Origin of the sequence: Nocardia anocheti, from assembly GCF_029675105.1 — a bacterium.
Lineage (GTDB): Bacteria > Actinomycetota > Actinomycetes > Mycobacteriales > Mycobacteriaceae > Nocardia.
Genome location: NZ_JAQQFV010000006.1, coordinates 234,272 through 261,257 on the forward strand (window position 1 = coordinate 234,272; position 26,986 = coordinate 261,257).

Below are 26,986 nucleotides of genomic sequence, written 5' to 3' on the forward strand. Positions count from 1 at the left end.
CGGCGGGTGCCATATTCTGGTCAGAATGAGCGACTTCGACGTCACCGCCGCCGACTCCATCGACCTCGCCCGGTTGCGTCGCTTCGTCGCCGTGGCCGAGGAACTGCACTTCGCGCGCGCGGCCAAGGGGCTGAGGATCTCGCGGCAGGCGCTCAGCGCCACCGTCATCGAGCTGGAGGGGGAACTCGGCACGCGGGTCTTCGTGCCCGGCGCCTCGCCCACGACGCTGACCGAGGACGGTGCCGCCCTGCTCGCCCACGCCAGGGGTCTGATCAGTGCCGCCGAGCAGGCCGAGCGCGAGCAGAAGCCGGAGGCGCCCGCGAGCCTGCGGGTGGGTTTCGTGCCGGGCGTGACGGTGTCGAAGTGGGCGCGGATCTGGGGGGAGCGGCTGCCCGAGCATCCGCTCGAGGTGGTCGGGGTGCCACAGGGCGAGCAGGAGGCCGCGCTGCGGGAGGGGCGCGTCGACCTGTGCTTCGTCCGGTTGCCGATCGAGCGCACCGCGGTGAACGCGATCCCGCTGTGGCAGGAGACTCCCGTCGCCGTCGTGCGGAAGGACGACGAACTGTCGCTGCAGGACACGATCAGCCCCGACGACCTGGCCGCCGAACGTCTCCAGGACGGCACCGATCTGGACCAGGCAGCCGACACGCTCGCCCTGGTCGCGGCCGTCGGGGGAGCGACCATCGTGCCGCAGTCCATCGCCCGCCTGCATCACCGCCGCGATCTGGTCTACCGGCCGATCAGCGACACCCCGTTCACCGAGATCGCGCTGGCCTGGCCCACGGGGGGCGATGGCGAGCTCGTGGAGGAATTCGTCGGCATCGTGCGCGGACGCTCGGCCAACAGTTCGCGCGGCGTGGCCGCGGCGCCGGAGCCACCGCGTCGGGCGAAGGCGCCCGCCAAGCCCAAGAAGCCCGCGGCCAAGCAGAACGCGCGGCAGGGTGGCCAGCGCGGCGGTGGTCGCAAACCGGGTGCCCGACGCGGGCGCTGACACGAAAACGCCCGCGGCCGCGAGAATGTCGCGGCCGCGGGCGGAATGTCTTCGGTGCCGAAGGTTACTTCGGGATGCGCTGGGTCAGCGAGTCGATGACCAGGATGGCCGCCATCAGCGCGGCCAGGCCGATGAGGAAGATGTCCTCGACATGGCCCTGGTGGTTGCCGATGGTCATGCCGAGCAGGGCGACAATGACGGCCCACGCCGCGATGCGCGCGGTCTTGCGCGACTCACCGCTCCAGCCCCAGGCGGCCGAGGGCACCTCGGCGGGGTCGACGGTGGTGGCGACAGGGCGCTCGGTGCTGACTTTTTCGAGGTCCGTGGCGGCCACGATCGCTCCTTAGGGCTCGAGTAACGGTAAGGCGAGTGTGCATATCGTGGCATACGACCGCATGTCGTAGCCAGCAGCCCTGCCACAATGGGCCCGTGTCCCACCGACCGACGCGTGCCGCGCACGACCACACCACCTCCGCAGACCGGGTGAAGGTGCTGCTCCTGGGCAGTACCGGCTCGATCGGCACCCAGGCGTTAGAGGTGATCGCCGCCAACCCGGACCGTTTCGAGGTGGTCGGACTGGCCGCGCGCGGCGGCAACACCGCCCTGCTCGCCACGCAGATGGCCGCCACCGGCACCCGCAACGTCGCCGTCGCCGATCCGGCCGCCGCCGGGGAACTCGGTCTGGCACTGGGTGGTCCGGGCGCGGTGACCGAACTGGTGCGCCGCACCGAGGCCGATGTCGTGCTCAACGCGCTGGTCGGGTCGCTCGGCCTGGAACCGACCCTGGCCACCCTGGAGGCGGGTACCCGGCTGGCGTTGGCCAACAAGGAATCCCTCGTGGCCGGTGGCTCCCTGGTGACCCGCGCCGCCGCCCCCGGTCAGATCGTGCCCGTCGACTCCGAGCACTCCGCGCTGGCCCAGTGCCTGCGCGGCGGCCGGGCCGAGGAGGTCGACCGGCTGGTGCTCACCGCCTCGGGCGGCCCGTTCCGCGGCTGGAGCACCGAGATGCTGGCCTCGGTCAACCCCGCCGAGGCCAAGCACCACCCCACCTGGTCGATGGGCCCGATGAACACCCTCAACTCCGCCTCGCTGGTGAACAAGGGCCTCGAACTGATCGAGACACATCTGCTCTTCGGCGTCCCCTACGACCGCATCGACGTCACCGTGCACCCCCAGTCGATCGTGCACTCCATGGTCACCTTCACCGACGGCTCCACGCTCGCCCAGGCCAGCCCCCCGGACATGCGTCTGCCCATCGCCCTGGCCCTCGGCTGGCCCGACCGCATCCCCGGCGCCGCCACCGCCTGCGATTTCACCACCGCGTCCACCTGGACCTTCGAACCCGTCGACGACGAGGTCTTCCCCGCGGTCCGTCTCGCCAGGCAAGCGGGCGAGGCGGGCGGCAGCGTCACCGCCGTCTACAACGCCGCCAACGAGGTAGCGGTACAAGCCTTCCTCGACGGCGCGATCACCTTCCCCGCGATCGTGGCCACCGTCACACGCGCCGTGGAGGCCGCCGATCGGTGGCGGGCCGAACCCGATACCCTGGACGACGTCCTCGCGGCCGACCGCTGGGCACGGGAGTACGCCGCGACCGTCATCGCGTCCTGACCCGGCGCACGACGTCGCGAGGTAAACCCGACCCCCACGGTTTTCGGCCGCCCCGGATCCGAAGGGCGAGACGTCACGGCGAAGCCGGAGTATCGCCCTTCGGATCCGGGGTTACGAGGCCGAAAACCCGCGGCGCCAGCCGCCGATAAACACAGGAGCCAGATGGTATTCGCGCTGGGGTTCGCACTGTTCGCCCTCGGTATCACGATCTCGATCGCGCTGCACGAGTGCGGGCACATGTGGGCCGCGCAGGCCACCGGGATGAAGGTGCGGCGGTACTTCATCGGTTTCGGGCCGAAGGTGTTCTCCTTCCGTCGTGGTGAGACCGAGTACGGGCTCAAGGCGTTGCCGCTGGGTGGTTTCTGCGATATCGCGGGCATGACCGCGCTCGACGAGCTCGAGGCCGAGGAGGTCGAGCGGGCGATGTATCGCCAGTCGACCTGGAAGCGCCTGGTGGTGATGTTCGGCGGTATCGCGATGAACTTCCTGCTGGGTTTCGTGCTGCTGGTGGTGTTGGCGGTGGGCTGGGGTCTGCCGCAGCTCGAGCAGCCTCCGGCCACCGCGCTGGGCACCATGAGCTGTGTCGCCCAGGAGACTGCGGACAAGACGTTGGCGCCGTGTACCGGTGACGGTCCCGCCCAGCGCGCGGGTCTGCGTCGCGGTGATGTGGTGAAGTCGGTCAACGGTGTCGAGGTGAGCACCTGGGCGCAGTTCCAGGCCGAGACGCAGAAGCAGACCGGCCCGTTCACCTACACGATCGAGCGGGACGGGCAGACCCTCACCGTGCCGGTGACGCCGGAGCGGGTGCTGCGTTCGCCCAAGGAGGGTCCGGCTCGTGAGGTCGGCGCGGTGGGTGTCGGCCCCGATTACGCCTCGCCGCAGCAGTACGGTCCGCTGGCGGCGATCCCGGCGACGGTCTCGTTCACCGGTGACTTCTTCGTGGAGACGGTGAAGTCGCTGGCGAAGATGCCGCAGAAGGTGTCGGCGCTGTGGGAGGCGGTCACCGGTGGTGAGCGCGATCCGGAGACGCCGGTCAGTGTGTACGGCGCGAGCCGGATCGGTGGTGAGACCGCCGAGCGTGGCCTGTGGGGCATGTTCATCCTGGTGCTGGCCAGCCTGAACTTCTTCCTCGGCGCGTTCAACCTGCTGCCGCTGCTGCCGCTGGACGGCGGACACATCGCGGTGGTGCTCTACGAGAAGGTCCGCGACACCCTGCGTGGCTGGCGCGGTAAGGCCCCGGCCGGTCCGGTGGACTATCTCAAGTTGCTTCCCGTGACGTATGTGGCGGTGGTGATCGGTGGTGCGTTCATGGTCCTGACCTTGGCCGCCGACATCGTCAACCCCATCCGTCTGCCGTAGCCGCGGCGAACCCCTGTCGTGGCCCTCACAGGGCGCCGCCCTGGCCGACGCGACTAAGCTCGGGAGCAAGACGAGCCAGGTCGAAACCGTGAACACGCACGAAAGAAGGCAGCCGACCGTGACCAGCACCATCGGATTGGGGATGCCCGCCGCTCCCGCTGCTGTGCTCGCTCCCCGGCGCAAGACCCGCCAGCTGAAGGTGGGTTCGGTCGGTGTCGGCAGTGACTCGCCGATCTCGGTGCAGTCGATGACCACCACCAAGACCCACGACGTCAACGCGACGTTGCAGCAGATCGCGCAGTTGACCGCGTCGGGCTGTGACATCGTGCGGGTGGCGTGTCCGCGTCAGGAGGACGCCGACGCGCTGGCGACGATCGCCAGGAAGTCGCAGATCCCGGTGATCGCCGACATCCACTTCCAGCCGCGCTACATCTTCGCCGCGATCGACGCGGGTTGCGCCGCGGTGCGGGTGAACCCGGGCAACATCAAGGAGTTCGACGGGCGCGTCGGCGAGGTCGCCAAGGCGGCCGGTGCCGCGGGCATCCCGATCCGCATCGGTGTCAACGCCGGGTCGCTGGACAAGCGGATGCTGGAGAAGTACGGCAAGGCCACTCCGGAGGCGCTGGTCGAGTCGGCGCTGTGGGAGGCGAGCCTGTTCGAGGAGCACGGCTTCGGCGACATCAAGATCTCGGTCAAGCACAACGATCCGGTGATCATGGTGGAGGCCTACCGGCAGCTGGCCGCGCAGAGCGACTATCCGCTGCACCTGGGTGTCACCGAGGCGGGTCCGGCCTTCCAGGGCACGATCAAGTCCGCGGTCGCCTTCGGCGCGCTGCTCGGTGAGGGGATCGGCGACACCATCCGCGTCTCGCTCTCGGCGCCGCCCGCCGAGGAGGTCAAGGTCGGTGGGCAGATCCTGCAGTCGCTGAATCTGCGTCCGCGCAAGCTCGAGATCGTGTCGTGCCCGTCGTGTGGTCGCGCGCAGGTCGACGTGTACACCCTGGCCGACGCCGTCGCCGCCGGACTCGACGGGCTCGAGGTGCCGTTGCGGGTGGCCGTGATGGGCTGTGTGGTGAACGGTCCGGGCGAGGCCCGCGAGGCGGATCTGGGCGTGGCCTCGGGCAACGGCAAGGGGCAGATCTTCGTCAAGGGTGAGGTCATCAAGACCGTGCCCGAGGCCCAGATCGTGGAGACGCTGATCGAAGAGGCCATGCGGATCGCCGAGGAGATGGGCGAGCAGCCCGGCGGCGCGGCGGCCCCCGTGGTGACCGTCGGCTGATCCGGCACTCACGGTCGGGCCTCGGATTCGGCGGACCCGTACCACTGCGGCCGCTTTCGTGGCAGGCTGGTGCCGTGCGGAGTCTGCTGGAGCCGACGCGACGGTCCAAAACCGCCCCCGCGCGCCCGGTATCCGTCCGGGACCTGGGCGAAGTACTCCGTGTGCTCGATGCCGACCCGGTCGCCTCGTGCATGATCGCCGCCCGCGTGCAGGAGTTCGGGCTCGACGCGCGCTCGGGTTCCGGTGAGCTGTGGAGCCGCGGTGGCCCGGCCGACTCGCTGTGCTTCTCCGGCGCCAACCTCGTCCCGCTGCGTGGGGACCCGCAGGCCATCCGCGCCTTCGCCGATCGGGCGGTGCGCTGGCCGCGGGTGTGTTCCTCGGTGGTCGGCAGGCAGGAACTGACGCTGCCGCTGTGGGAACTGCTGCTACCCGCCTGGGGCCCGGCCAGGGAACTACGCGCCGAACAGCCGCTGCTCGCGTTGGCCCAGCCCGCGGTGGCCCGCGCCGACGGCCGGGTACGCCGGGTGCGGCCCGACGAGATCGACCGCTACCTGGTCGCGGCCATCGCCATGTTCATCGAAGAGGTGGGCATCGACCCGCGCGCGGGCGACGGCGGTCGGGGCTATCGCCGCCGCATCCAGAGCCTCATCGAATCAGGCAGGGCCTGGGCGCGTTTCGAGGACGGCGTGGTGGTCTACAAGGCCGAGATCGGCTCGCTGTCGCGGCGCACCGGCCAGATCCAGGGCGTGTGGGTGCATCCCGACTTCCGTGGCACCGGGGTGGGGACCGCGGGCACCGCGACGGTCGCCAATGCCGTTGTCGCGACCGGGCGTACGGCCAGCCTGTACGTCAACGACTACAACCAGATCGCCCGACGGGCCTACAGCCGTGTGGGTTTCCGGCAGATCGCCACCTTCGCCACCGTGCTCGTCGACTGAACGGCCGTGTACGGCGGTGTCTTCCGGGGTTCGCGGGGTGTTCGCCGCTACCATCGGTGCCGATGAGGACACGGATGCTCACCACGTACGCGGTGGCCGCCCTCGCGGTGGCGGCGACCGCCTGTGTCTCGGGTCAGCAGGGGCCGGTGCCCGCCGCCGACGCCTTCGCCGCTGCCTTCGCCGAGCACGATCTCGCCGCGGCCGCCGCGCTCACCACGGCTCCCGAGAAGGCCACGGCGGCACTGACTTCGGCGTGGGACGCGCTGCAGGCCGAGCGACTACGCATCCGCACCGGCGACGCGCGCGTCAGCGGTGACACCGCCACCGTCGACTACACCTACGAGTGGACCCTGCCCAAGGGCAGGCAGTGGACCTACACCGGCGAACTGCAGATGGGTCGCAGCGGTGGCCGCTGGCTGGTGCGCTGGACCGCCACCGACATCCACCCGCGCCTCGGTGACACCCAGAGCCTGGAACTGCGCACCGCGCCCGCCCCGCGCGCCCGGGTCAACGAATCGGCGGGCAGTGATGTGCTGGTGCCCGGCAAGGTGTCGCGGGTGCGCTTCGACATCGCCGAAGCGCCCGATCCCACCCAGGTCGCCGGAGCCCTGGCCGCGGCGCTGAGCCGCATCGATCCGGTGGCCTACACCCCGCAGAACATCCTGAGCGCCGCTCGCGGCGCCGAGGGCCCGTACACCGTCATCCTGCTCACCGAGTACGAGGCCGAGACCCTCGGCGGACAGCTGATCGGGTTGCCCGGTGTGACGGTGACCCAGGAGTGGGACATGGTGCCCACCGACCGCAAGTTCGCGCCCGATCTGCTCACCCAGGTGCGCAAGACGGTGATCGCCGAGGTCGACGGCAAGGCGGGCTGGAGCGTGATCACCCGCAATGCCAACGGCGCCGATCTCGGCGTGCTGCACGAGGTGGCGGCCCAGCCCGCGCCGTCCTTCGCGCTCAGCATCGACCGGTTCGTGCAGAATTCCGCCCAGCACGCCGTCGACCTGCGGACCGAGCAGACCATGATGGTGGTGCTGCGGCCCTCCACCGGCGCGATTCTCGCCGTCGCCCAGAACAAGGCCGCCGATCGCGACGGTCCGGTCGCCACCAGCGGGCAGTATCCGCCGGGCTCGATCTTCAAGACGGTGACCGCCTCGGCCGCCATGGCCAAGGGCATCGCCACCCCCGACACCGTGCTGCCCTGTCCGAGCCGCACCATCATCGGCGAGCGCACCATTCCGAACTACAACCTGTTCACCGTCGGCGACGTCCCGATGGCCACCGCCTACGAACGCTCCTGCAACACCACCTTCGCCCGGCTGGCCAGCCGCCTGGACGGCGACGACCTCACCGAGGCGGCCGCGCGGCTGGGCATCGGCCAGGACTACGCGGTGGCGGGCCTGCCGACCATGTCGGGCTCGGTGCCGCGCGCCGACGAGCTGGTGCAGCGCGCCGAGGACGGGATCGGTCAGGGCCGGGTGGTGGTGAGCCCGTTCGGGATGGCGGTGATGGCCGCGACGGTGGCGCGCGGCTCGGCGCCGGTGCCCTATCTCATCGCGGGCAGGCCCACCGAGGTCACCGGCGACCGGCCCGCCATCGCCCCGGAGGTGGTCGACGGACTGCGCGCGATGATGCGCAAGGTGGTCACCGGCGGTACGGCCGAACGGATCCGGGACCAGGGCGAGGTGTACGGCAAGACCGGTGAGGCCGAGGTCGAGGGCGGGTCGCACTCGTGGTTCGTCGGCTATCGCGGCGACATCGCCTTCGCGACACTGCTGGTCAAGGGTGGCAGCTCCGACAACGCGGTCGCGGTCACCCGCGACATGTTCGCCGCGCTGCCGCCGGGCTACTGACCCGGCAGCGCGGCGGTGATCCGCACCACCGCCAGCGAGGTGCTCTCGTTGTGGGCGGTCGCCGCGTTGTGCAGCACCTGGATTCCCGCGACGGGCTGGGGCGCGGCCTCGATGCCGGTGTCGTCGAGCAGATCGATGGCGGCGGCACCGCCGAGAATCATGCCCGCGGTGGTCAGGATCAGGGTGGAACGCCTCATGCTCGTCTCCCTCGTTCAGGGTTTCGACGGTTTTCCTCGCCGAGCGGCTATTCGAACCTAGAACGGTCTTCAGGGCGGCAACAGACGGCATGGACAAGCGACACACAATTGTTGCTCTATGTGCGGGCGTGTTCGAACGCAACCGGTACCGGACCGTGATGAAAAGGCGAATTACCGGAATACGGCGTGTGAATCCGCAGTTCAGCGGGTATGACGTGATCAGATGCGTTGCAGAGTGGCGCCCAGATGATGCTGCAGGGATTCGCCGACCGCGGCCATCCGCACGGTGTAGTCGATGGTGTCACCGGTGACATGGAAAGAACGGCCGAGCGCGGTCACCGATTTCGCCGATCCGCTCAGTCCGATATTCGTCGAGTTCAATTCCAGACGAATTCCGTCGACCGTTTCGGTGATGGTGCCCTCGCAGATCTCGGTGATCCCGGTGGGGTGCGCGAGGATGAGTTCGGCCCGTCCCGGCGCGGGGCAGCGCAGGTAGCCGGTCTCGGCGTGCAGCGGCCTGCCGTCGTCGGCGGCCCTGGTCCGCTGACGGTAGGTGAGGAACGGTTTGCCGATGTGCCCGAAGGCCACTTCCTCGAGATAGTCGAACGACTCGATCGTCGGATACTCGCCGTGGCCGCGGCCGCGCCAGGTGCCCAGCAGTGGAGCCAGCGCGGCGACAGCGGGATGCGGAGCGACGGACGCGGAGGGTTCGACCACGGCCGACAGCCTAGACCCGCACGCGCACAGGCGCCTCACGCCCACGCCGGGACGCCGCTCAGGCTAAGGTCAGCCACGCCTGAACGCCGTCCGGCGGAGGTCGAAAGGATAGAACGTGAACGGACATGTGAGGGGCGCCCGCGGGGTGCGGTCCGGACTGGTACGTGGTGCTGTGTTCGGTGCGGTGCTCCTGGTGGCGACGGCCTGCTCGAGCTCGGAGGCCACCACCGGCGAGGTGACCGCGCTCGAGGGCAACCGCTACGGCCAGACCAACCTGGCCGCCGACAAGGACTCCTATCACGCTCAGTTCACCATTCCCGAGATGGTCGACGCCTGGGGCCTGGCCAACCGCCCCAAGGGCGCGGGCGGACACTTCTGGGTCGGTGCGGGCGGCAAGTCCTACCAGTTCCTCGGCGACGTGCACAGCTCCTCGGATCCCAAGCTGCAGAAGCTGAGCCAGGACCAGCTCGAGACCGTCGGCATTCCCGGCGCCGACGCCGACACCACCGACAAGAGCGTCGGCAAGACCACCGGCGTGGTGTTCAACCCGGCACCGATCACCTCGGATCTGTTCGTGGTGCGCGACCAGTGGGTCGACCTCGACGGCCTGCCGGTGCCGCTGACCGGTTCGGCCCGGTTCATCTTCGCCACCGACTCCGGCAAGATCTCGGCCTGGACCGAGCAGGCGCCCGACGGCGCGATCATCCGCCGCAACGGCGGCGCGAATCAGGTCTTCGACGGTTCCGCGCAGGGCATGGCGTTCTTCGGGCTGGCGCTCTCGCCCGCCGGGGACAAACTGCTGGTCGCCGACTTCGGCGCGGACCCGCAGATCCGCACCTTCGACAAGTTCTGGCAGCCGGTCGCCACCACCGGATTCGCCAACCCCTTCGCCACCGGTGACCTGATCGACCCCTCGACCCCGGAGAAGGGCAAGAAGGCCGAGCCCGGCGATCCGGCACCGTTCAACGTCACCACCCTCGGCAGCCGCGTGTTCGTCTCCTACGCGGTCACCAAGCCCGACGCGAAGGACCCCACCGCCTTCGACAAGGGCGAGGAGGACGCGCTCGACGCCGCCGCCGACAAGGCCGCCGACGGCAAGCCGGACAAGGGCAAAGTGGCCGAGTTCGACGCCGCGGGCAAGCTGGTGCGGATCATCGACGACGGCGGCAGGCTCAACGCGCCGTGGGGTGTGGCGATCGCGCCGTCGAACTTCGGCGCGTTGTCGGGCAAGTTGCTGATCGGCAACTTCGGCGGTCTGGGCCGCGTGCTCGCCTACGACGACACCACCGGCACCTTCGTCGACTACCTGCGCGACACCGAGGCGAAGCCGGTGGAGATCCCCGGTCTGTGGGCGCTGCTGTTCGGCAACGGCGAGAGCCTGGGCGACGCCAACGCCCTGTACTTCACGGCCGGTCCCGAGGACGAGAAGCAGGGTCTGTTCGGCAGTCTGCGCGTGCAGTAGCCCGCGCCCGGCGCCCGGCGGCGGTACCGGACAATCCGAATGTCCGGTATGCCAATTCTTCCGCCGGGCGCCGTCATCGGGGACAGTGGGTGGCGGGATGATTGCCGGGCGCGCGCGACCGCGTGGTGTCCGCCGCGTTCTGCCGCACGCGATGGCACCCTCACCGGGGTGTCGTGCCCGAGCCGGAGGTAGGCCAGATGAAGGTTTCGCATCCCGTGCGGCAGCGCACGGCAGGCCCGACGATGCTGCCCTGCCGTTCGGCGTTGCTCGCGGCCCTGCGCGGGCTGCCCCACGACGAGCACCCGATCCTGGACGCGGCGGGTGAGCTGGCCGTCCTGCACCAGGCGCGCGAGCGCACGCCGCTGAGCGAGGTCGCCGCGATCGATCGTCGGCGGGCCCAGTTGATGCGCGCGGTCGATCGCTGGGTGATCCTGGCCGCGCCGGTGCCCCGCGCGGGCGCCGAGGAACACTGCGAGACCCTGGGCAGCCTGGTCGACCGCCTGGCCAGGCACAGCAGCCAGACCCACATCGAGCTGGCCAGCGCGCCCGACGCGGTCTACTACGACGAGTGGGTCCGGCTCGAAGACCTCGCCGACACCTACCAGCGCCTCGTCGACGACCTCTGGGCGGGCGTGCGCAGCCTGCCGTACTGAGCGCCGGATGCCCCGGGAAATGCTGGGGTGAGCGAGGTTTCGTACGACGTATCATCTGGTGTGGGCATTCACGACGATCCGTCCGACACCGCGCCCGCGTGCGCGTGGCCCGCCGACCCGGACTCCTGCGTGTCGGCCCCCGGCCTCGAGCGCGCGACCTCGGCCGCGCTGGCACCGGTGCTGCCGATCCGCCCGCGCGGCGGCCGCGTCGACGGAATCCCGCTGTTCTGCCTGTCCGGCGAGGTCGGCCCGGCCTGGCATTTCGCGGAGCTGATCACCGTCCTCGAGCCACGCACCCCGGTCTACGGCCTGCAAACCGTGCCGAGCACCCCCGTCGCGCGCACCGTCCGCGATGCCGCGAAGGACTTTCTCGCCGAGATCCGCCGGATCGCCCCGCAGGGGCCGCTCCAGCTGCTCGGCTGGTCGGCGGGTGGTTTCGTCGCCCACGAGCTGGCCGTGGCCCTGCGTACGGCGGGCCGGGATGTCTCGGTGGTGCTGCTCGACACCGATCCCGCGGCCAGCGGTGTCCGGATACCGGCGGCCTGGTCGGCAGGGGAGTACGTGCACCGTTTCGGCGCCCTGCTCGGCGTCGACACCGGCACCACCACTCTCGACGCCACCGCGGCGGCCGCCGCCATGGCCGCGGCGCTGGCGGGCACCGTCGAACTCACCGGCGCCGATCTGGACCGGCTCGCGGACGCGAGTCACACCGCGCTACGCCGGGTCGTCGGCCATCGGCCGTCGCTACTGCCCGGTGAGCTGACCGTCTGTGTCGCCGGGCGGCATCACGACGGCACCGAGCGCCCCGATCCGGGTGCGGCTGTGCGGAACTGGCGGCCCTACGTGACCGGCACGGTGACCGGCCTCGTCCTCGACGCGACACCGGAGGAACTGATCACCCCGGAACTGTTCCCGGAGATCGCGGACGCGCTCGTGTCGGCGCGGATCAGAGGTCGGGGATCGACTTCGCGAGATCGTCGCGTGCCGTGGCGATGAGCGCCGCCGAATCACGCGGGCTCAAGGCCATCGCCCGCAGCTGATCGAAGATCACGCCGAAACGGCGGATCTCGGAATGTCCCTCGACCAGGTCGTGCACCGACATGCTCTCCACGTACACCAGTTCCGGGTCGACCGGATTGCGGAAGTCGAGCAGCGTGAACGACCCCGCCATGCCGGGGTGCGCGCCCGCGTCGAACGGCAGCACCTGCAGGATCACGTTCTTGCGCTTGGTCTCGTCGAGCAGCCGGTCGAGCTGGCCGACCATCGTCGTCGGCCCGCCGACGACCCTGCGGATGGCCGCCTCGTCCATGACGACCCACAGTTCGAGCGGGTCCTCCTTGGTCAGGTTGACCGCGCGGTCCATCCGCGCCTGCGCCCTGCTCTCCATCACCGCCGCGTCCAGGCGCGGCATGGAGGTGTCGATGACGGCGGCCGCGTAGTCGAAGGTCTGCAGCAGGCCGGGCACCGTCGAAGTCTGGTACTGCCTGGCCGACAGCGCCTCCGCCTCGAAATTGATGTAAGTGGCATAGACATCCGACAGCGCGCCCTCGTAGGCGTGTGACATCCCCGGTTTGAGTGCGTCGGAGAGCAGATTCAGCGCCTCTTCGCGGATCTTCTCGCTGACCTGGTAGAGGTCGAGCATGGCGCTGAGGGTGCGGCGCTGCGGCCTGGCCTGCGCCATTTCGATGCGGTACAACGTGGTCACGTTGATGCCGGTCCGCGCGCTGACGTCTTCCTTGCTGAGCCCGGCGCTTTCGCGTAACTCGCGCAGCATGGCGGCGAGCCTGCGTAGCCTGACGGTCAGTGTCGTGCGCTTGCCTGCCATTGGTTCCCCTTCGCCGGTGGCGCGCTTCGTGAATCGCATTATTGCGCCATGGCGCCCCGATGTCACGCGATCGGTGAACACGGCGGGCGACCCGGATTGATGGTGGTCAGCGCGTCGTGCGACACGCCGGAACCCGCTGTGGCACTGCGGATGTGACCGCCGGTTCTGTCAGGGAGGCTTTACCGCAGGAGTGACAACGCAATCTTGCGTTTCCGCTTGTGAGCGAGCATGATCCAGTTAGCCTGGTTGCGAGCAATCCGAACAGAAGACCGGGATAACCGAATCGAGAGCCAATCATGTTGGTACACAAATCTTGGGTGTCGGGTGAATTCGGGGCGTTGCGATGAGCGCGCCGGTGATGGGGGTACTTCCGACCGCGCCGCAATTGTTGTGCGCATTCCAGGGTCGGCGTTTTCAAGATCGGGAATTGTTGCGTTCGGCGCACGCGCTGGCCGAACTGCACGAGCGGCGGGCACAGGTGCGTGACGCCGCGCTGATCGCGGAAATCGATTGCCGACGAGGTGAACTCGTCGACGACATCAACGACTGGATCGTCTCGGAGATGCCGTTGCACCGCAACGGCGCCTCGCTGCACACCGAGAGCCTCGGTGCCGTCGTCGACCGGATGGCGCGCAGCTGGGTGGATGCCAACCAGGCCATCGACCTCGACGGGGCGCGCAGCGACACCACGCACAAGCACTGGTACCACCTCGCCGAACTCGTCGACGGGTACACCGACCTGGTCACCGACGTCACCGGTGGCAGGCGGCGGTTGCCCGAGCAGTAGGCCGGGTCAGTCGGGCTCCGGCGTCAGCCGGGCTTCGAAGGCGACCCGGTCGCCACGGTAGAGCGAGCGCACCCGTTCGACGGGTGCGCCGTCGGCATCGACACTGCGTCGGTGCAGCAGCAACATCGGCAGGGCGGTGGTGCAGTCGAGCAGCCCCGCCTCCCTCGGCGCGGCCAGGACGGTCTCGATGCGTTCGCGCGCACCGGCGAGTTCGATGCCGGTCGCGCGGATCGCCGCGTACAGCGAGGTCGTCGGGTCGTAACTGGCACGCAGACCGGCGAATCGGTGCAGGGGAAGGTAGGTGCTCTCCAGGCCGATGCGTTCGCCGTCGGCGAGCAGGACGCGTTCGAGGTGCATCACCTCGGCGCCGGGTGCGAGTTCGAGATCGGCCGCGGTCGCCGCGTCGGCGGCGACGTTCTCCCACGCGACCAGGATGCGTCCCGGCGTGCGACCGAGGCTGATCGCGCCCTCGGTGTAGGAGCGCAGCGACAGCGGCTGCGCGAGTTTGGGCCGCGAGACCACCGTGCCCCGGCCCTGGCGCCGGATCCTGCCCTCGACCAGCAGTTCCCGCAGGGCTTGGCGCACGGTTTCGCGCGCGACGCCGAAGCGAGTGGCCAGTTCGCGTTCGGCGGGGACCGGGTCGCCCTCGGCGAGATCGGCCAGGATGGCGTCGATCTCGGTGCGGACCAGGAACACCTTGGGGACGCGCGTGGTGTGCGGGGCTTCCATGCGACCCAGCCTACCCGGATTGGTCTATACCAAAAGTTAACCCAGCGTTCCTTCGGCCCACACCTATCGGTCTAGACCATTTGTCACCATCGGTGGCATGCGATTGGTCATCATCGGTGGCGGGATACTCGGCACCGCGCACGCCTGGGCCGCGATCACCCGCGGCCACACCGTCCTCCAGCTCGAACGCGAGCGGGAGGCGCGCGGGGCAACGGTCCGCAATTTCGGTCTGGTCTGGGTCTCCGGCCGCTCGGCGGACGAACTCCCGCTCACCCTGCGCTCGCGGGAGCTGTGGGCCGAGATCGGTGGCCGCGTCGCCGGTATCGGCTTCCGTCCGGCCGGTTCGATCACGCTGGTCCGCACCCCGGCCGAGCTCGCGGTCGCCGAAGCCGCCGCCACGGGATCGACCGCGACGGCACGGGGTTTCGAACTGCTCGAACCCGACCGGGTGCGCGCCCTCAATCCCGCGCTGCGCGGAGACTTCCTCGCCGGTCTGCACTGCTCGACCGACGCCGTCGTCGAGTCGCGCCAGGCACTGCCCGCGCTGCGCGCCCACATGGCCGCGACCGGCCGCTACACCTTCCACGAGGGCACCGAGGCGCGCTCGGTGCTCGACACCGGTTCCGGCGCGGTGGTGCTCGACGACCACGGCCGCCGCCACGAGGCCGACCTGGTCATCCACTGCCCCGGCGCCGCCCATTCCGGCCTCACCCGCGAGCTGGCCGGTGACCTCCCGGTTCGCCGGGTCCGCCTGCAGATGATGCAGACCGCCCCGCTCGGCGAACCTCTCACCACCGCGATCGCCGACGGCGACAGCTTCCGCTACTACCCGGGATTCGCCGGGCCGCAGGTGGATTCGCTGACCGCCGAGCAGTCGCAGACCGCCACCGCCGCCGCGCACAAGATGCAGCTGTTGTGCGTGCAGCGCCTGCACGGCGGTCTGACCATCGGCGACACCCACGAGTACACCGAGCCGTTCGCCTTCGACGTCGACGAGGCGCCCTACGAGCACCTCACCGAGGTCACCGAGGCGCTGCTGGGCCGCGCGCTGCCGCCGATAGTGCGGCGCTGGGCCGGTGTCTACAGCCAGAGCGTCGACCCCGGCGCCCTGGTCACCCGGGTGCGTGCCGACACCAATGTCTGGGTCGTCACCGGCCCCGGCGGCCGCGGCATGACCCTGGGCCCCGCCCTCGGCGCGCAGACCGCCGACCTGATCGGATTGTGAGGAACACCGTGCCGGACAACCGGATCCAACTGGCCGTGCTCGACATGGCGGGCACCACCGTCGCCGACGGCGGACTCGTGCTGCGCGCCTTCGAACAGGCCGCCACCGCCGCCGGGATCGAGCCCGAGGGGCCGCGCCGCGAGCGGGCCCGCCAGTACGTGCTCGACACCATGGGCCAGTCCAAGATCGCGGTCTTCCGCGCGCTACTCGGTGATGAGGACGCCGCCCAGGCCGCCAACCGCGCCTTCGAGTCCGCCTACGACGCCTCCATCGCCGATACCGCTGTCGCGCCGATTCCCGGTGCGGCCGAGGCGATCACGGCCCTGCGCCAGGCGGGCGTGCGCGTCGCGCTGACCACCGGCTTCAGCCGCGGTACCCAGGACGCGCTGCTGACGGCCCTGGGCTGGACCGACCTGGCCGACCTCACCCTCGCGCCCGCCGACGCGGGCCGTGGCCGCCCCTACCCCGACCTGGTCCTCACCGCCGCCCTGCGCCTGGGCGTCGACGCGGTCGCGAACATCGCCGTCCTCGGCGACACCACCAGCGATATCGCGACCGGGCTCGCCGCCGGCGCCGGGATCGTCGCGGGCACGTTGACCGGCGCGCACACCGAACAGCGGTTGCGCGCGGCCGGTGCCACCCACGTCATCGACTCGGTCGCCGAGTTCCCCGCGCTGATCACCTCCTGAAACTTCCTCCGCTCTCCCTCGAACCGAAAGTTGTCGTCATCGTGCGTACTTCCCTCACCGCGCGCCGTCTGTCGCGCGCCGCGCTGCTGCTGGCCGGGGTCACCGCGGTCGCGTTCACCGCGGCCTGCGGTGGCACCGGCACCGAATCCGCGGACGGCCGGACCGTCACCGTCTACTCCGCCGACGGTGTCGGTGGCTGGTACCAGAACCGCTTCGCCGAGTTCACCGCGCGCACCGGGATCGCGGTGAATCTGGTGGAGGCCGGGTCCGGCGAGGTGGTGAACCGGGTGGACAAGGAACAGTCCAACCCGCAGGCCGACGTGATCGTCACGCTGCCGCCGTTCATCCAGAAGGCCGAGCAGTCGGGCCTGCTGCAGCCCAGCGGTATCGACACCGCCGCCGTGCCCGCCACCGACAAGGACCCCGACGGCAACTACGTCACCCTGGCCAACAACTACCTGTGCTTCATCGCCAACCCCGCCGTCGATGCCCGCGCGCTGACCTGGGACGACCTGCTGAAGCCGGAGTACAAGGGCAAGCTGCAGTACTCCACGCCCGGCCAGGCTGGTGACGGCACCGCGGTGCTGGTGCTGCTGCAGCAGCTGCGCGGCAAGCAGGGCGCGCTCGACTATCTCGCGGCCCTGCAGTCCAACAACGTCGGCCCGTCCTCGTCCACCGGCAAACTGCAGGCCAAGGTCGACAAGGGCGAGCTGCTGATCGCCAACGGTGACGTCCAGATGAACCTCACGAATGTCCAGGAAAAGGGCTCGAAGTTCGACGTGTTCTTCCCCGCCGCCGACGGCAAGCGCTCCACCGTGCCAGTGCCGTACGTGATGGGCCTGACCAAGGGCGCCCCGCACAAGGACGACGCCACCGAGCTCATGCGCTTCCTGCTCGCCCCCGAGGCGCAGAGCAAGCTCGGCCCCGAGGCGTTCGCGGTATCGCCGCGCGCCGATGTGGCCGCGCCCGCCGAGGGTGGTCCGGCCGCCGCGCTGCGCGGTGTCGAGGTGGTCGCGGTCGATTGGGACAAGGTGCTCGCCGACCTGGACGCCGATCTCGCGGCGTACCAGAAGGCGACCGGTAGCTGAATCCGGCTGTCTCGAGGAGGAGTTGACGATGTCCGACGGTGACCTCCGTACGAAGTCCACGACCACCACCGTGGCGGCGACCGAACCGGCGATCGTGTTCGACCGGGTCGGGGTCCGCTACGGCCGGGGCCGCAAGGCCACGACCGCGCTGGCCGATTTCACCCTGCGCGTCGCCGTCGGCGAGACCGTCGCGCTGCTGGGCCCGAGCGGGTCGGGCAAGTCGACCGCGCTCAAGGCGCTGGCCGGTTTCGTCCGGCCCACCTCGGGCGCGGTGCGGCTGGCCGGGCGCGATGTCACCGCGCTCTCGCCCGCCCGGCGCGGGATCGGCGTCGTGGTGCAGTCCTATGCGCTGTTCCCGCATCTGAGCGTGCACGGCAATGTCGCCTTCGGGCTGAAGTCGCATCGGGTGCCGCGCGCGGAGATCGGCGCGCGGGTCACCGAGGCGCTGGAGATGGTCGGCATGGCGGGCTTCGCGCGACGGCTGCCGCGCGAACTGTCCGGTGGTCAACAGCAGCGGGTGGCCATCGCCCGGGCCCTGGCCATCCGGCCGCCGGTGCTGCTGCTGGACGAACCGCTGGCCGCGCTCGACGCGCAACTGCGCCACACCATGCTCGGCGAGCTCCAACAGTTGCGCCGGGCCCTGCCCGACACGGCGATGCTCTATGTCACCCACGACCAGGCCGAGGCGCTGGCCCTGGCCGACCGGATCGCGGTGATGCGCGACGCGCGTCTCGTCGACATCGACACCGCCGAAAACCTCTGGCAACGCCCACCCACCGAGTTCACCGCCGGATTCCTGGGTGGGGCGAACCTGGTGCCGTGCACCGTCAACCATGTCTCCGGGACGGCGGCGCTGGTCAGCGCCAGCGGCAACACCTTGCGCGCGCAGGTCCCGGCACCCGGGGTCGGCCGCGCCGCCTGGGCACCGGAGGACGAAGCGCTGCTGTGTATCCGGCCGCACACGGTCACCCTCGGCAAGCCCGGTGACCACGAGGCCCTGCGCGCCACCGTGCTGAACGCGGTCTGGCGCGGGGCCTCGACCCGGGTCGAACTGGCCGTCGACGGGCTGCCGGGGGACCTCGCCGCCGAAGTACCCGGCCACTACACCGCCGAACCCGGCGCGATCGTCGGTGTGCGCCTGCCGGACCCGGCGGGCGTGCTCATTCCCCGCCCGGTCGGCGACTCGGGTGATGCGGTGCGCGGGCCGGGGAGCGAGTCGTGACCGGGCCCGGAGCGACTCCGGTTCGTCCGTCGCCGTCGCCGTCGCCGTCGCCGTCGCCGTCGCCGTCGCCGTCTCAGGTGCCGGTGCCGGTGCGTGGCGTGGTCGTCGCGGTGGGTGGCGTGGAGGTTCGGGGATGAGCGTGCCGGTACTGGATCACTCTGCCCCCGAGGCGAAATCCCCAGCGGCGGCGCGAACATGGCTGCCGGTGGTGTGGACGTTGCCACCGGTGCTCGTCGTGCTCGGGATCGCGGGGTACCCGATTCTGCGGGTGCTCACCGAGTCCGTCGAGACGCCGACCGGTCGGGGGACCGAGGTGTGGACCTCGATGCTCGGCTCCGCGGCGTTCCGGGAGGCGCTGTGGCGCACCGTCTCCATCGCCGTCTGCTCGACCCTGGGCTGTCTGGTGCTCGGCACCTTCCTCGCGGTGGTGCTGGCCTTCGTGCCCTTCCCCGGATCGGGTGTAATCGGCAGGCTCGTCGACACCGTCCTGACGCTACCGTCGTTCCTGATCACCCTCGCCTTCACCTTCCTCTACGGCACGGCGGGCGCGGTGAACGCCCTGCTGGCCGAACTGACCGGCGCCACCGGGCCGGTCATCGACTTCCTCACCACCCCGCTCGGGGTGATCCTGGCCGAGATCACCTACTTCACCCCGTTCGTGGTGCGGCCGCTGCTGGCCGCGTTCGCCCAGCTGCCGCGCGAACAACTCGACGTGGCGGCCAGTCTCGGCGCGTCACCGTGGCGGGTGCTGCGCCAGGTGGTGTTGCCCGAGGCATGGCCCGCGCTGGCGGCGGGCGGCAGCCTGGTGTTGCTGTTGACGCTCAACGAGTTCGGCATCGTCCTGTTCACCGGCGCCAAGGGCGTCCTCACGCTGCCCGCCCTGATCTACACGCGCGGCATCGTCACCTTCGACCTGCCCGGCGCCGCCGTGCTGGCCTCGGTCCAGGTATTGCTCTCGCTCGGTTTGTATCTCGGCTACCGGTTCGTCTTCGCCCGGTTCACCGCCCGCCCGAAGGGGGACTGATCGTGCTCGTCTGGACGCCACGCGGAAAGGCACTGGTACTCGGTGTGTTCGGGGTGGTGGTCGCGGTGGTGTTCGTCGCCCCGATCGCCACCGTGATCGCCGCGGCACTGGCAGGCACCTGGACCGGTCCGCTGCCCTCGGACCTGGGCGTCGCCCGGCTCGGTGACGCGCTCAGCGGCGAGCAGGCCGCGAGCCTGTCGGTGAGTCTGCAGACCGCGCTGCTCGCCGGTGCGGTGTCGCTGGTCCTGGGCACCTGGGCCGCGCTGGCCTCTCGGGAGGCGCCGGGCTGGTTGCGGCGCCTCACCGACGCGGTATTCCACCTTCCGGTCGCCGTTCCGTCGGTCGCGCTGGGCCTCGGCGTCCTCATCGCCTTCAACGAGCGTCCCCTCCTGCTCGGTGGCACCAAGTGGATCGTCATCCTGGCCCACAGCGTCCTGGTCCTCGCCTACGCCTTCAGCGCCGTCTCCGCCGCCCTCGATCGCCTCGATCCCGCCTACCGCCAGGCCGCCGAATCCCTCGGCGCGGGCCCGGTCCGGGTCCTGTGTCAGATCACGCTGCCGCTGCTGCTCCCCGCGCTCGGCGCCGCCGCCGGGCTCGCCATCGCCCTGTCCATGGGCGAGCTCGGCGCCACGATCATGGTCTATCCCGCCACCTGGAAAACGCTGCCGGTCAGCATCTTCGCCCAGATCGACCGCGGCGAGGTCTTCGACGCGGCGGCCGGAACGACCGTGCTCGTCGTGGTGACCCTGGTCGTCCTGGTGGTGTTGGGCCGGGACCGGGGACGGGCGGCCCTGCGGTGAGGTGCCCCCGCCACTTCCGGGGGCATCCCGTGACTCGAGCTAGGTTGTGCCCGTGAATGCGCGCGTCATCCCCGGTCAGCTCGTCGAGGCCCCGGTGCCGGACATGACCGGCATGGACCGCCGGGCCTTCGGCGAGTTCATCGGCCCCCAGGGTGAGCTCGCCTCCTACGCCATCGGCTGGACGACCGGCGCCGACCCGCACGCCGCCCGCGTCACCGTCGGCATCGGCGCGGGCAACCCCGGCGGCGCCACTTTCCACGCCGTCGTCTTCGCCCACGAGGACTCCTACGCCTACGCCCTCGTCGACGACCCCTTCGAGAACGTCCCCGAAGGCGGCCCCGACCTGACCGCCGACCAGGCCCGCGCCCACGACGACCTCCCCTTCATCTGGTGGGTCATCGACCGCGTCGTCGAACAGGACCCTCGCGCCCGGTGGATGCGCCACTGGCTCACCCGCACCCGGTGCATCCAGACCCCCGAGGTCTTCGACCTGCGCGAGCCCGTCCTCCTCGTCGCCAACGACCACGACGGCATCTGGCAACTCATCGGCGCCACCTCCGCCGACACCGAAGGCCACATCGGCCACCTCCACCACGCCATCGACGAGGACCCCACCCTCGCCGAGGTCCTCGACCTCCCGCCGGGCTGGCACGCCACCCGCACCGCCCCGGGCCAACCGTGGCACCGGGAGAAAGTGACCGAAGAACCCGAGTCCCAAGCACTCTGAGCCTCCCCGCCCGGCTCGACACGAGCGACTACCTCGCCGGGCGACGACGAATAGCACCGCGGCGTGTGGCAATTGTCGCCCACCCCGGAGCCGGTGCGGGTCATCCCGGTGTCCGGACCGGCGAAGACCTGGGGTCTCCGTGGGTCGGCCACCGGGACCGGGATCGCGGCTGTCGCCGCCGGGACGGTGTTGTTGTGGGACTGGCGCGACCTCGGCGTGGTCGAGGAACTGCCCGCTGAGCTGCTTCCGGATCGTGTGCAGGGACACCCCGCGTGGTCGTCGGACGGTCGGTTGCTGGCGCTCACCGGCGGTGAGGAACTGGTGATCGTCGATGTGGCGCGCGGACTGCGGTATGACGCCGACGTCGATGGTGACGAGGACGGGATCATGTTCGGCGATTGGAGTATCACCCCGCGGTTCTCGCCCGACGGTCGTCGTCTCGCGGTCGGCAACAGCATGCAGGGAACGGTGTGGCTCAGCATGATCGATGTCTCGGCGGACGTCGTTCTCACCGAGCGGTACGCGCGAGGGGATGTGCCACAGCGCGACCTCAGCGAGTTGGTCGTCTCGGTGGTGTTCAGCCCGGACGGTAGCCGGTTCGCGGCGTGGGTCCGACCCGACGTCGGGCGGACCCGGGCCGATGGCTACCGCGGTGGGCTCGTGGTCAGGGAATCGGCGACGGGTGACCCGGTGTGGGATCTCCGCGTCGACAACGAGGTGACCGGCGTGCCCGGTGTGGCGCGGTCGGCGCCCTTGTGTTTCACGGCGTGTGGCACCTGGATCGCGGTCGGCCTGGATACCGGTGTGCTCTGGGTGGATGCCGGGACAGGGGTGCCCGCTGTCGAACTCACGCCGATCGGCGAGGTTCACGCGCTGGCGGGTGCCGCCCACGTCGGCGTCGTGGCGGCTACCGATCACGGTGTCCATCTGCTCTCGCCTCCTGCGCGATAGCGTCGGGTACCCCGCGACGATCCGGATCCGACGGGCAGGACATCGGGCGATACCTGTGGCCGCTCGGTGGACGATGTCGTCCGAATGTCGGGAGGGCGACACGGGGTGAGCGGGCCGGTGGTGTCGGTGGGCGGGCCTAGGGTGGGCGGATGTCGGTGCTGCCTCTGATATTCACCGCGGGCTGGGCCAGCGGGATCAACGCGTACGCGGTGGTGTTCCTGCTCGGGGTGTTCGGGCGGATCGGGTGGGCGGGGGACGTGCCGCCCGGGTTGCAGCGGACCGATGTGCTGATCGCGGCGGGGGTGTTGTTCGCCGTCGAGGCGGTGGCGGACAAGATTCCGTACCTCGATTCGTTTTGGGACGCGGTGCACACGGTGGTGCGGCCCGCGTCGGGGGCGGTGGTGGCGGCGCTCATCGCGGGGCAGGACGATTCGCTGCCGACCCTGTTCGCGGCGGCGGTGGGTGGGACGACGGCGCTGGCCAGTCATATCGTCAAGGCGGGGACGCGGATGGCGGTGAACACCTCGCCCGAACCGGTCACCAATATCGCGTTGAGCACGGTCGAGGACCTCGGCGTGGGCGGTGTGGTCACCCTGGCGGTGTTCTTCCCGGTGCTGGCGGCGGTGATCGCCGCGGTCTCGCTGGCGATCGGATTGTGGGTGGTCTATCAGTGCGCCAGCCGGATTCGGCGGTATCTGCGCAGGCGGCGGGAACGCCGGGAACGGCGGCCGGGCCCGGTCGACTCGCTCGAATAGGACCACCCCCGCCCTCACCCGGCGGGTGGATGCCGGGCGGGCGGGCCGATGGTGTGCTCGAGGCATGTTCACCGATCGACCGACGCTGGCCCAGGTCCTCACCGACGCGGGTCACCCGGAGTCCAGTGACCTGCACGCGCTGATCATCGATATCGCCGGAGCCTGCCGCGATATCGCCCGCCACGTCGCCGTCGCCCCGTTGACCGGGGTGCTCGGGGGCGCCGGTGCGGTCAATGTGCAGGGCGAACAGCAACAGCGACTCGATGTGGTCGCCAACGAGATCTTCCTGCGGGCCAACGAAGCGGGCGGACGGCTGGCGGGCATGGTGTCGGAGGAACTCGACGAGCTGTTCCCGATCCCGCGCGGAGTGCTGCGCGGACGGTATCTGCTGGCCTTCGACCCACTGGACGGGTCGTCCAATATCGCCGTGAATGTCGGCGTGGGCAGCATCTTCTCGATCCTGCCCGCACCCGGCGTCGGCGCCGCCGCCACGACCGCGGACTTCCTGCGCCCCGGCCTCGACCAGGTCGCCGCCGGATACGCCCTCTACGGGCCGTCGACCCAGCTGGTCCTCACCGTCGGCAGTGGCGTGCACGCCTTCACCCTGGACCCCGAGACCGTCGAATTCCGGCTCACCGCCCGCGATCTCCGGGTGCCCGCCACGACCGCCGAGTACGCGATCAACGCCTCCAACCACCGCTTCTGGGAGCCGCCCGTGCGCCGCTACATCGACGACTGCGTCGCCGGGGCGAGCGGGCCACGCGGGAAGGACTTCAATACCCGCTGGGTGGCGTCACTCGTGGTGGAAGCCCACCGGATCCTCACGCGCGGCGGGGTCTTCCTGTATCCGCGCGACACCAAGGACCCGGCGAAACCGGGCCGATTGCGGCTGCTCTACGAAGCCGCGCCCATCGCCCTGCTGATCGAGCGGGCCGGTGGACTGGCCTCGACCGGACACGAACGCGTTCTCGAGATCACGCCGACAGCCCTGCACCAGCGGGTACCGCTCGTCTTCGGCGCGCGTGAGGAGGTCGAGCGAGTCGAGCGCTCACACGCCGAAGAGACCCGCGCCGACGCCACGTCGGGGACACCCCGTCGCGCCCCGGTCGGTGGTTGAGGATCGGCGGGCGAGGGCCGTCGGGGAACGACACCGCACCGGTGCTGCCCGGTGCGGTGTCGACCAGGCGGTGAGCGGTGTGGTGTCGATCTGGCGGGAGTCCGGCACGGGGCGATCCAGTGGTGAGCGGTGCGGTGCCGACGTTGACCGGTGTGCCCTCGATCCGCCGCCGGGCGTGGTTTCGCTGGCGGTGCCCCCGGCGGGGGTGTCACGCCGGGGAGGACCTGGCCCGGCGTCCTGGGGAGTGGGAGATGGTCGTGTCGCGCAGGTGCCGCTCGAACCAGGTGACGAGCTCGGGGTCGTCGAGGCCGTCGGCGACGAGCTGGGCTTCCGACAAGTCGTGCGTTCGGGTGTAGCTGTTCTGCGCGGCGACGCATCGCAAGCCCGCCGCCACCGCCGCACGCACACCGTTCGCGGAGTCCTCCACGGCCACCGCCTGTTCCGGGAGCAGCCCGGTGCGCTCCAGTACGTCCTGGTAGACGGCCGGATGTGGTTTGAGCTGGGGTACTTCGGTTCCGGTGACGATCGTGTCGAACACCGCGCCGAAGGTGTGCGCCAGGAGTGGGGCGACCCAGGCGCGACTGCCGGTGGTCGCCACGTGCAGCCGGATGCCGCGCGAGCGCAGTCGGTCGATCAGTGCGACCGCGCCCGGCCTGGGCTGGATCTGCCCCTCGGACACCATGTCCCGCATGATGGCGGTCTTGCGCCGGTGCAACCGCTGGGCCAGGTCCCAGGATTCGGCGGGGGAGCGGCCGGTGTTCTCGAACCAGTGGGCGAGCCGGTGGGCGCCGCCGGTGATCGCCAGCAGCTGCCCGTAGGTGTCGACGTCCCAGCGGTCCGGGAGTCCGGCCTCGGCGAAGGCCGCGTTGAAGGCCACCCGGTGCCCGTCGCGTTCGCTGTCGACCAGCGTGCCGTCGACGTCGAAGATCACCGCCGTCAGCCGCCTCATCGCGCGCCGCCCAGGTAGGCGCGGATCCGGGCGAGCACGGCCGTCGCCGTGAAGCCGTGCCGGGCGAGTACCTCGTGTCCCGGCCCGCTGTGCCCGAACTCGTCGATCCCGATCGCCAGATCGACCAGCCCCGTCCATCCCGCCGTGCTGCCCGCCTCGATACTGATCCGCACCGCGCCCGGGTCGGGAGAGTAGCGACTGCGGTCCAGGACGGAGACCACCCGCGCCGATCGCCCCTGGGCCCGCAGACTTTCCGCGACCGCCGCCGCCAGGGCGACCTCGGACCCGGTCGCCACGATCTCGACGGTGCCGCGCGCCGTGGCCGGGGAGTGCCCGCTGACCGGTGCGGGTCGGTCGGCGGGCGGATGCGCGATCTCGGCGGCCGCACGCCCGTCGGCCGAGGCGTTCACGTCCGGTGCGCGGAGGATCGCGTCCGGTCCCAGTTGCGGCAGCGATTGACGCGACAGGATCAGCGCCGTCGGACCATCGGTGCGGGCGAGCGCCGACTCCCAGGCCAGCGCGGTCTCGGCGTCGTCGGCGGGACGCAGCACGTGGAGGCCGGGGATCAGACGCAGGGATTCCAGGTGTTCGACCGGCTGGTGCGTCGGGCCGTCCTCGCCGACGGCGACCGAATCGTGGGTGAACACATAGATCACCGGCTGACCCATCAGCGCCGACAACCGCAGCGCGGGCCGCAGATAGTCGGCGAACACCAGGAAGGTCGAGCCGAACACGCGGAACCCGCCGTGCAGGCTGATCCCGTTGAGTACCGCCGCCATCCCGAACTCTCGGACACCGAAAGCGATGGCACGGGGCGTGAAGTCGTCGCGGGTGAGCACCGGTCCGAAGGCGGTGCCGGTCGACCCCGCGAGGTCGGCCGACCCGCCCACCAGCTCGGGCAGCACCGCCGCCGCGGCGGTCAGACACGCCTGGGAGGACTGCCGGGTCGCGCGCGGAGACGCGCCCACGATCCCGGCGAGCGCGTCGTGCACGCCCTCGGGCAGGACCCCGGCCCTGGCGCGCGTGAACCGCGCCGCCGATTCCGGCGCGGCAGCACTGAATTCGAGGAACCGGTGGGTCCAGTCGGCATGGTCGTCGGCGCCCAGCGCGGCCAGCACCGCGCAGGTGGCCGCGACCGGTTCGGGCACCGTGAACGGCGGATACTCCCATCCGACAGCGGCTTTGGCACGCGCCAACTGGTCGGCCCCGAGAGGTGCACCGTGCGCCGCCGGAGTGCCTGCCACCTCCGGCGCACCGTGACCGATCACCGTGCGGATAGCCAGAAAGCTCGGTCGCGCTTCGGCTTTCGCGCGGGTCAGCGCCGCGTCGATGGCACCGATATCGGTCCCGTCGGCCACCACCTCGGTGTGCCAGCCGTAGGCGGCGAAGCGGGCGAGCTGGTCGTCACCGCAGGAACGTTCCACCGCGCCGTCGATGGTGATCTCGTTGTCGTCCCACAGCACGATCAACCGGCCCAGTCCGAGCTGTCCGGCCAGCGACGCGGCCTCGTGGCTCACCCCTTCCATCAGGCAGCCGTCGCCGACGATCGCGTAGGTGCGGTGATCGGTGATCGCCGGGAACCGTGCCTGGGTCATCCGCTCCGCCACCGCCATTCCCACGGCCATGGCCAGGCCCTGGCCCAGCGGGCCGGTGGTGCACTCGACACCGGGCGTCACCCCGAACTCCGGATGCCCCGGGGTCCGCGAATCCAGCTGCCGGAACCGGCGCAGCTCGCCGACCGGCAGGTCGTAGCCGAACAGGTGCAGCAGCGCGTAGAGCAGCGCCGACCCGTGTCCGGCCGACAGCACGAACCGGTCCCGGTCGGCCCAGTCCGGATCGGCCGGGTCGTGGCGCAGATGCCTGCTCCACAGCGTCCACGCCATCGGCGCCGCGCCCATCGGCATCCCGGGATGACCGGAGCGCGCGGCCTCCACCATGTCGGCGGCCAGGAACCGCAGCGTCTCGACGGCGAGCTGATCGGTATCGGGCCGCACCGCGGGCGGGTCGAGCGGGCGGGGGACGGAGAACGGCGACATGG

Annotated in this window: 27 protein-coding genes; 20 read left to right on the forward strand and 7 right to left on the reverse strand. The window is 70.6% G+C overall.

Annotated elements, in window-relative coordinates:
• Positions 1-25: 25 nt before the first annotated feature.
• On the forward strand, positions 26-991 hold the full coding sequence (locus QC180_RS17780; RefSeq protein WP_278263874.1) for a LysR family transcriptional regulator: 966 nt from the start codon (positions 26-28) through the stop codon (positions 989-991).
• A 64-nt stretch (positions 992-1,055) separates the two neighbouring features.
• Here QC180_RS17780 and QC180_RS17785 read toward each other — a convergent pair whose 3' ends face one another.
• Entirely contained in the window at positions 1,056-1,325 is a 270-nt protein-coding gene (locus tag QC180_RS17785) for a DUF2631 domain-containing protein (RefSeq protein ID WP_278263875.1), read from the reverse strand.
• 95 nt (positions 1,326-1,420) lie between these two features.
• Between QC180_RS17785 and dxr the strand changes: the two genes are divergently transcribed.
• The 5 genes from dxr to QC180_RS17810 all read left to right on the forward strand — a co-directional run bounded on the left by dxr (position 1,421) and on the right by QC180_RS17810 (position 8,031).
• Positions 1,421-2,602: a 1-deoxy-D-xylulose-5-phosphate reductoisomerase gene (gene dxr, locus QC180_RS17790; RefSeq protein ID WP_278263876.1), complete on the forward strand. Its 1,182-nt coding sequence runs from the start codon at positions 1,421-1,423 to the stop codon at positions 2,600-2,602.
• Between the two features lie 162 nt (positions 2,603-2,764).
• On the forward strand, positions 2,765-3,961 hold the full coding sequence (locus tag QC180_RS17795; protein ID WP_278263877.1) for a M50 family metallopeptidase: 1,197 nt from the start codon (positions 2,765-2,767) through the stop codon (positions 3,959-3,961).
• A 118-nt stretch (positions 3,962-4,079) separates the two neighbouring features.
• Entirely contained in the window at positions 4,080-5,240 is a 1,161-nt protein-coding gene (gene ispG, locus QC180_RS17800; RefSeq protein WP_278263878.1) for a flavodoxin-dependent (E)-4-hydroxy-3-methylbut-2-enyl-diphosphate synthase, read from the forward strand.
• Between the two features lie 74 nt (positions 5,241-5,314).
• Positions 5,315-6,178: a GNAT family N-acetyltransferase gene (locus QC180_RS17805; RefSeq protein ID WP_278263879.1), complete on the forward strand. Its 864-nt coding sequence runs from the start codon at positions 5,315-5,317 to the stop codon at positions 6,176-6,178.
• A 62-nt stretch (positions 6,179-6,240) separates the two neighbouring features.
• Positions 6,241-8,031, forward strand: a complete 1,791-nt coding sequence (locus tag QC180_RS17810; RefSeq protein WP_278263880.1) for a penicillin-binding transpeptidase domain-containing protein — start codon at positions 6,241-6,243, stop codon at positions 8,029-8,031.
• Here QC180_RS17810 and QC180_RS17815 read toward each other — a convergent pair.
• Together QC180_RS17815 and QC180_RS17820 are read right to left on the reverse strand one after the other, a co-directional pair.
• On the reverse strand, positions 8,025-8,228 hold the full coding sequence (locus tag QC180_RS17815) for a hypothetical protein (protein ID WP_278263881.1): 204 nt from the start codon (positions 8,226-8,228) through the stop codon (positions 8,025-8,027). The genes QC180_RS17810 and QC180_RS17815 overlap by 7 nt on opposite strands.
• A 219-nt stretch (positions 8,229-8,447) precedes the next feature.
• Positions 8,448-8,945: a peroxynitrite isomerase gene (locus QC180_RS17820; protein ID WP_278263882.1), complete on the reverse strand. Its 498-nt coding sequence runs from the start codon at positions 8,943-8,945 to the stop codon at positions 8,448-8,450.
• Between the two features lie 157 nt (positions 8,946-9,102).
• On the opposite strand from QC180_RS17820, the gene QC180_RS17825 reads away from it, so the two are divergent.
• From QC180_RS17825 to QC180_RS17835, 3 genes are all read left to right on the forward strand, one after another.
• A complete protein-coding gene (locus QC180_RS17825; protein WP_278264086.1) occupies positions 9,103-10,407 on the forward strand; it encodes a TIGR03118 family protein in 1,305 nt (434 codons plus the stop codon).
• A gap of 197 nt (positions 10,408-10,604) precedes the next feature.
• A complete protein-coding gene (locus QC180_RS17830; protein ID WP_278263883.1) occupies positions 10,605-11,060 on the forward strand; it encodes a DUF4254 domain-containing protein in 456 nt (151 codons plus the stop codon).
• 60 nt (positions 11,061-11,120) lie between these two features.
• Complete coding sequence (locus QC180_RS17835; RefSeq protein ID WP_278263884.1) at positions 11,121-12,056, forward strand: thioesterase domain-containing protein; 936 nt, start codon at positions 11,121-11,123, stop codon at positions 12,054-12,056.
• Here QC180_RS17835 and QC180_RS17840 read toward each other — a convergent pair.
• Positions 12,007-12,885, reverse strand: coding sequence for a helix-turn-helix domain-containing protein (locus QC180_RS17840; protein WP_278263885.1), 879 nt, complete (start codon positions 12,883-12,885; stop codon positions 12,007-12,009). The two genes, QC180_RS17835 and QC180_RS17840, sit on opposite strands and share 50 nt — an antisense overlap.
• 427 nt (positions 12,886-13,312) lie before the next feature.
• Here QC180_RS17840 and QC180_RS17845 point away from each other — a divergent pair, with 427 nt between their 5' ends.
• Positions 13,313-13,672, forward strand: a complete 360-nt coding sequence (locus QC180_RS17845) for a DUF4254 domain-containing protein (RefSeq protein ID WP_278263886.1) — start codon at positions 13,313-13,315, stop codon at positions 13,670-13,672.
• Between the two features lie 6 nt (positions 13,673-13,678).
• Here QC180_RS17845 and QC180_RS17850 read toward each other — a convergent pair whose 3' ends face one another.
• Entirely contained in the window at positions 13,679-14,401 is a 723-nt protein-coding gene (locus QC180_RS17850; RefSeq protein ID WP_278263887.1) for a GntR family transcriptional regulator, read from the reverse strand.
• A 97-nt stretch (positions 14,402-14,498) separates the two neighbouring features.
• Here QC180_RS17850 and QC180_RS17855 point away from each other — a divergent pair, with 97 nt between their 5' ends.
• The 10 genes from QC180_RS17855 (at position 14,499) to QC180_RS17900 (ending at position 23,999) form a co-directional block, all read left to right on the forward strand.
• Positions 14,499-15,626: a TIGR03364 family FAD-dependent oxidoreductase gene (locus QC180_RS17855; RefSeq protein ID WP_278263888.1), complete on the forward strand. Its 1,128-nt coding sequence runs from the start codon at positions 14,499-14,501 to the stop codon at positions 15,624-15,626.
• An 8-nt stretch (positions 15,627-15,634) separates the two neighbouring features.
• Positions 15,635-16,315 (forward strand): phosphonatase-like hydrolase, encoded by a 681-nt coding sequence (locus tag QC180_RS17860; RefSeq protein ID WP_278263889.1) that lies wholly within the window; start codon positions 15,635-15,637, stop codon positions 16,313-16,315.
• 41 nt (positions 16,316-16,356) lie between these two features.
• Positions 16,357-17,403, forward strand: coding sequence for a 2-aminoethylphosphonate ABC transporter substrate-binding protein (locus QC180_RS17865; RefSeq protein WP_474646472.1), 1,047 nt, complete (start codon positions 16,357-16,359; stop codon positions 17,401-17,403).
• Positions 17,404-17,431: 28 nt separating this feature from the next.
• Complete coding sequence (locus tag QC180_RS17870; protein WP_278263890.1) at positions 17,432-18,625, forward strand: ABC transporter ATP-binding protein; 1,194 nt, start codon at positions 17,432-17,434, stop codon at positions 18,623-18,625.
• Between the two features lie 133 nt (positions 18,626-18,758).
• Positions 18,759-19,649: a 2-aminoethylphosphonate ABC transporter permease subunit gene (locus QC180_RS17875; RefSeq protein WP_278263891.1), complete on the forward strand. Its 891-nt coding sequence runs from the start codon at positions 18,759-18,761 to the stop codon at positions 19,647-19,649.
• A 2-nt stretch (positions 19,650-19,651) separates the two neighbouring features.
• Positions 19,652-20,449, forward strand: a complete 798-nt coding sequence (locus QC180_RS17880; RefSeq protein ID WP_278263892.1) for an ABC transporter permease — start codon at positions 19,652-19,654, stop codon at positions 20,447-20,449.
• Between the two features lie 52 nt (positions 20,450-20,501).
• Positions 20,502-21,176, forward strand: a complete 675-nt coding sequence (locus QC180_RS17885; protein ID WP_278263893.1) for a hypothetical protein — start codon at positions 20,502-20,504, stop codon at positions 21,174-21,176.
• A gap of 63 nt (positions 21,177-21,239) precedes the next feature.
• Positions 21,240-22,127, forward strand: a complete 888-nt coding sequence (locus QC180_RS17890) for a WD40 repeat domain-containing protein (protein ID WP_278263894.1) — start codon at positions 21,240-21,242, stop codon at positions 22,125-22,127.
• A gap of 149 nt (positions 22,128-22,276) precedes the next feature.
• A complete protein-coding gene (locus QC180_RS17895) occupies positions 22,277-22,882 on the forward strand; it encodes a DUF4126 domain-containing protein (protein ID WP_278263895.1) in 606 nt (201 codons plus the stop codon).
• 64 nt (positions 22,883-22,946) lie between these two features.
• Positions 22,947-23,999, forward strand: a complete 1,053-nt coding sequence (locus QC180_RS17900; RefSeq protein WP_278263896.1) for a class 1 fructose-bisphosphatase — start codon at positions 22,947-22,949, stop codon at positions 23,997-23,999.
• Between the two features lie 208 nt (positions 24,000-24,207).
• On the opposite strand, the gene QC180_RS17905 is transcribed toward QC180_RS17900, so the two are convergent.
• Positions 24,208-24,948 (reverse strand): HAD-IA family hydrolase, encoded by a 741-nt coding sequence (locus QC180_RS17905; protein WP_278263897.1) that lies wholly within the window; start codon positions 24,946-24,948, stop codon positions 24,208-24,210.
• The gene (locus tag QC180_RS17910; RefSeq protein WP_278263898.1) at positions 24,945-26,984 is read right to left on the reverse strand and encodes a transketolase family protein; all 2,040 of its coding nucleotides are present in this window, start codon (positions 26,982-26,984) and stop codon (positions 24,945-24,947) included. The genes QC180_RS17905 and QC180_RS17910 overlap by 4 nt, the downstream gene beginning before the upstream one ends.
• Between the last annotated feature and the right edge of the window lie 2 nt (positions 26,985-26,986).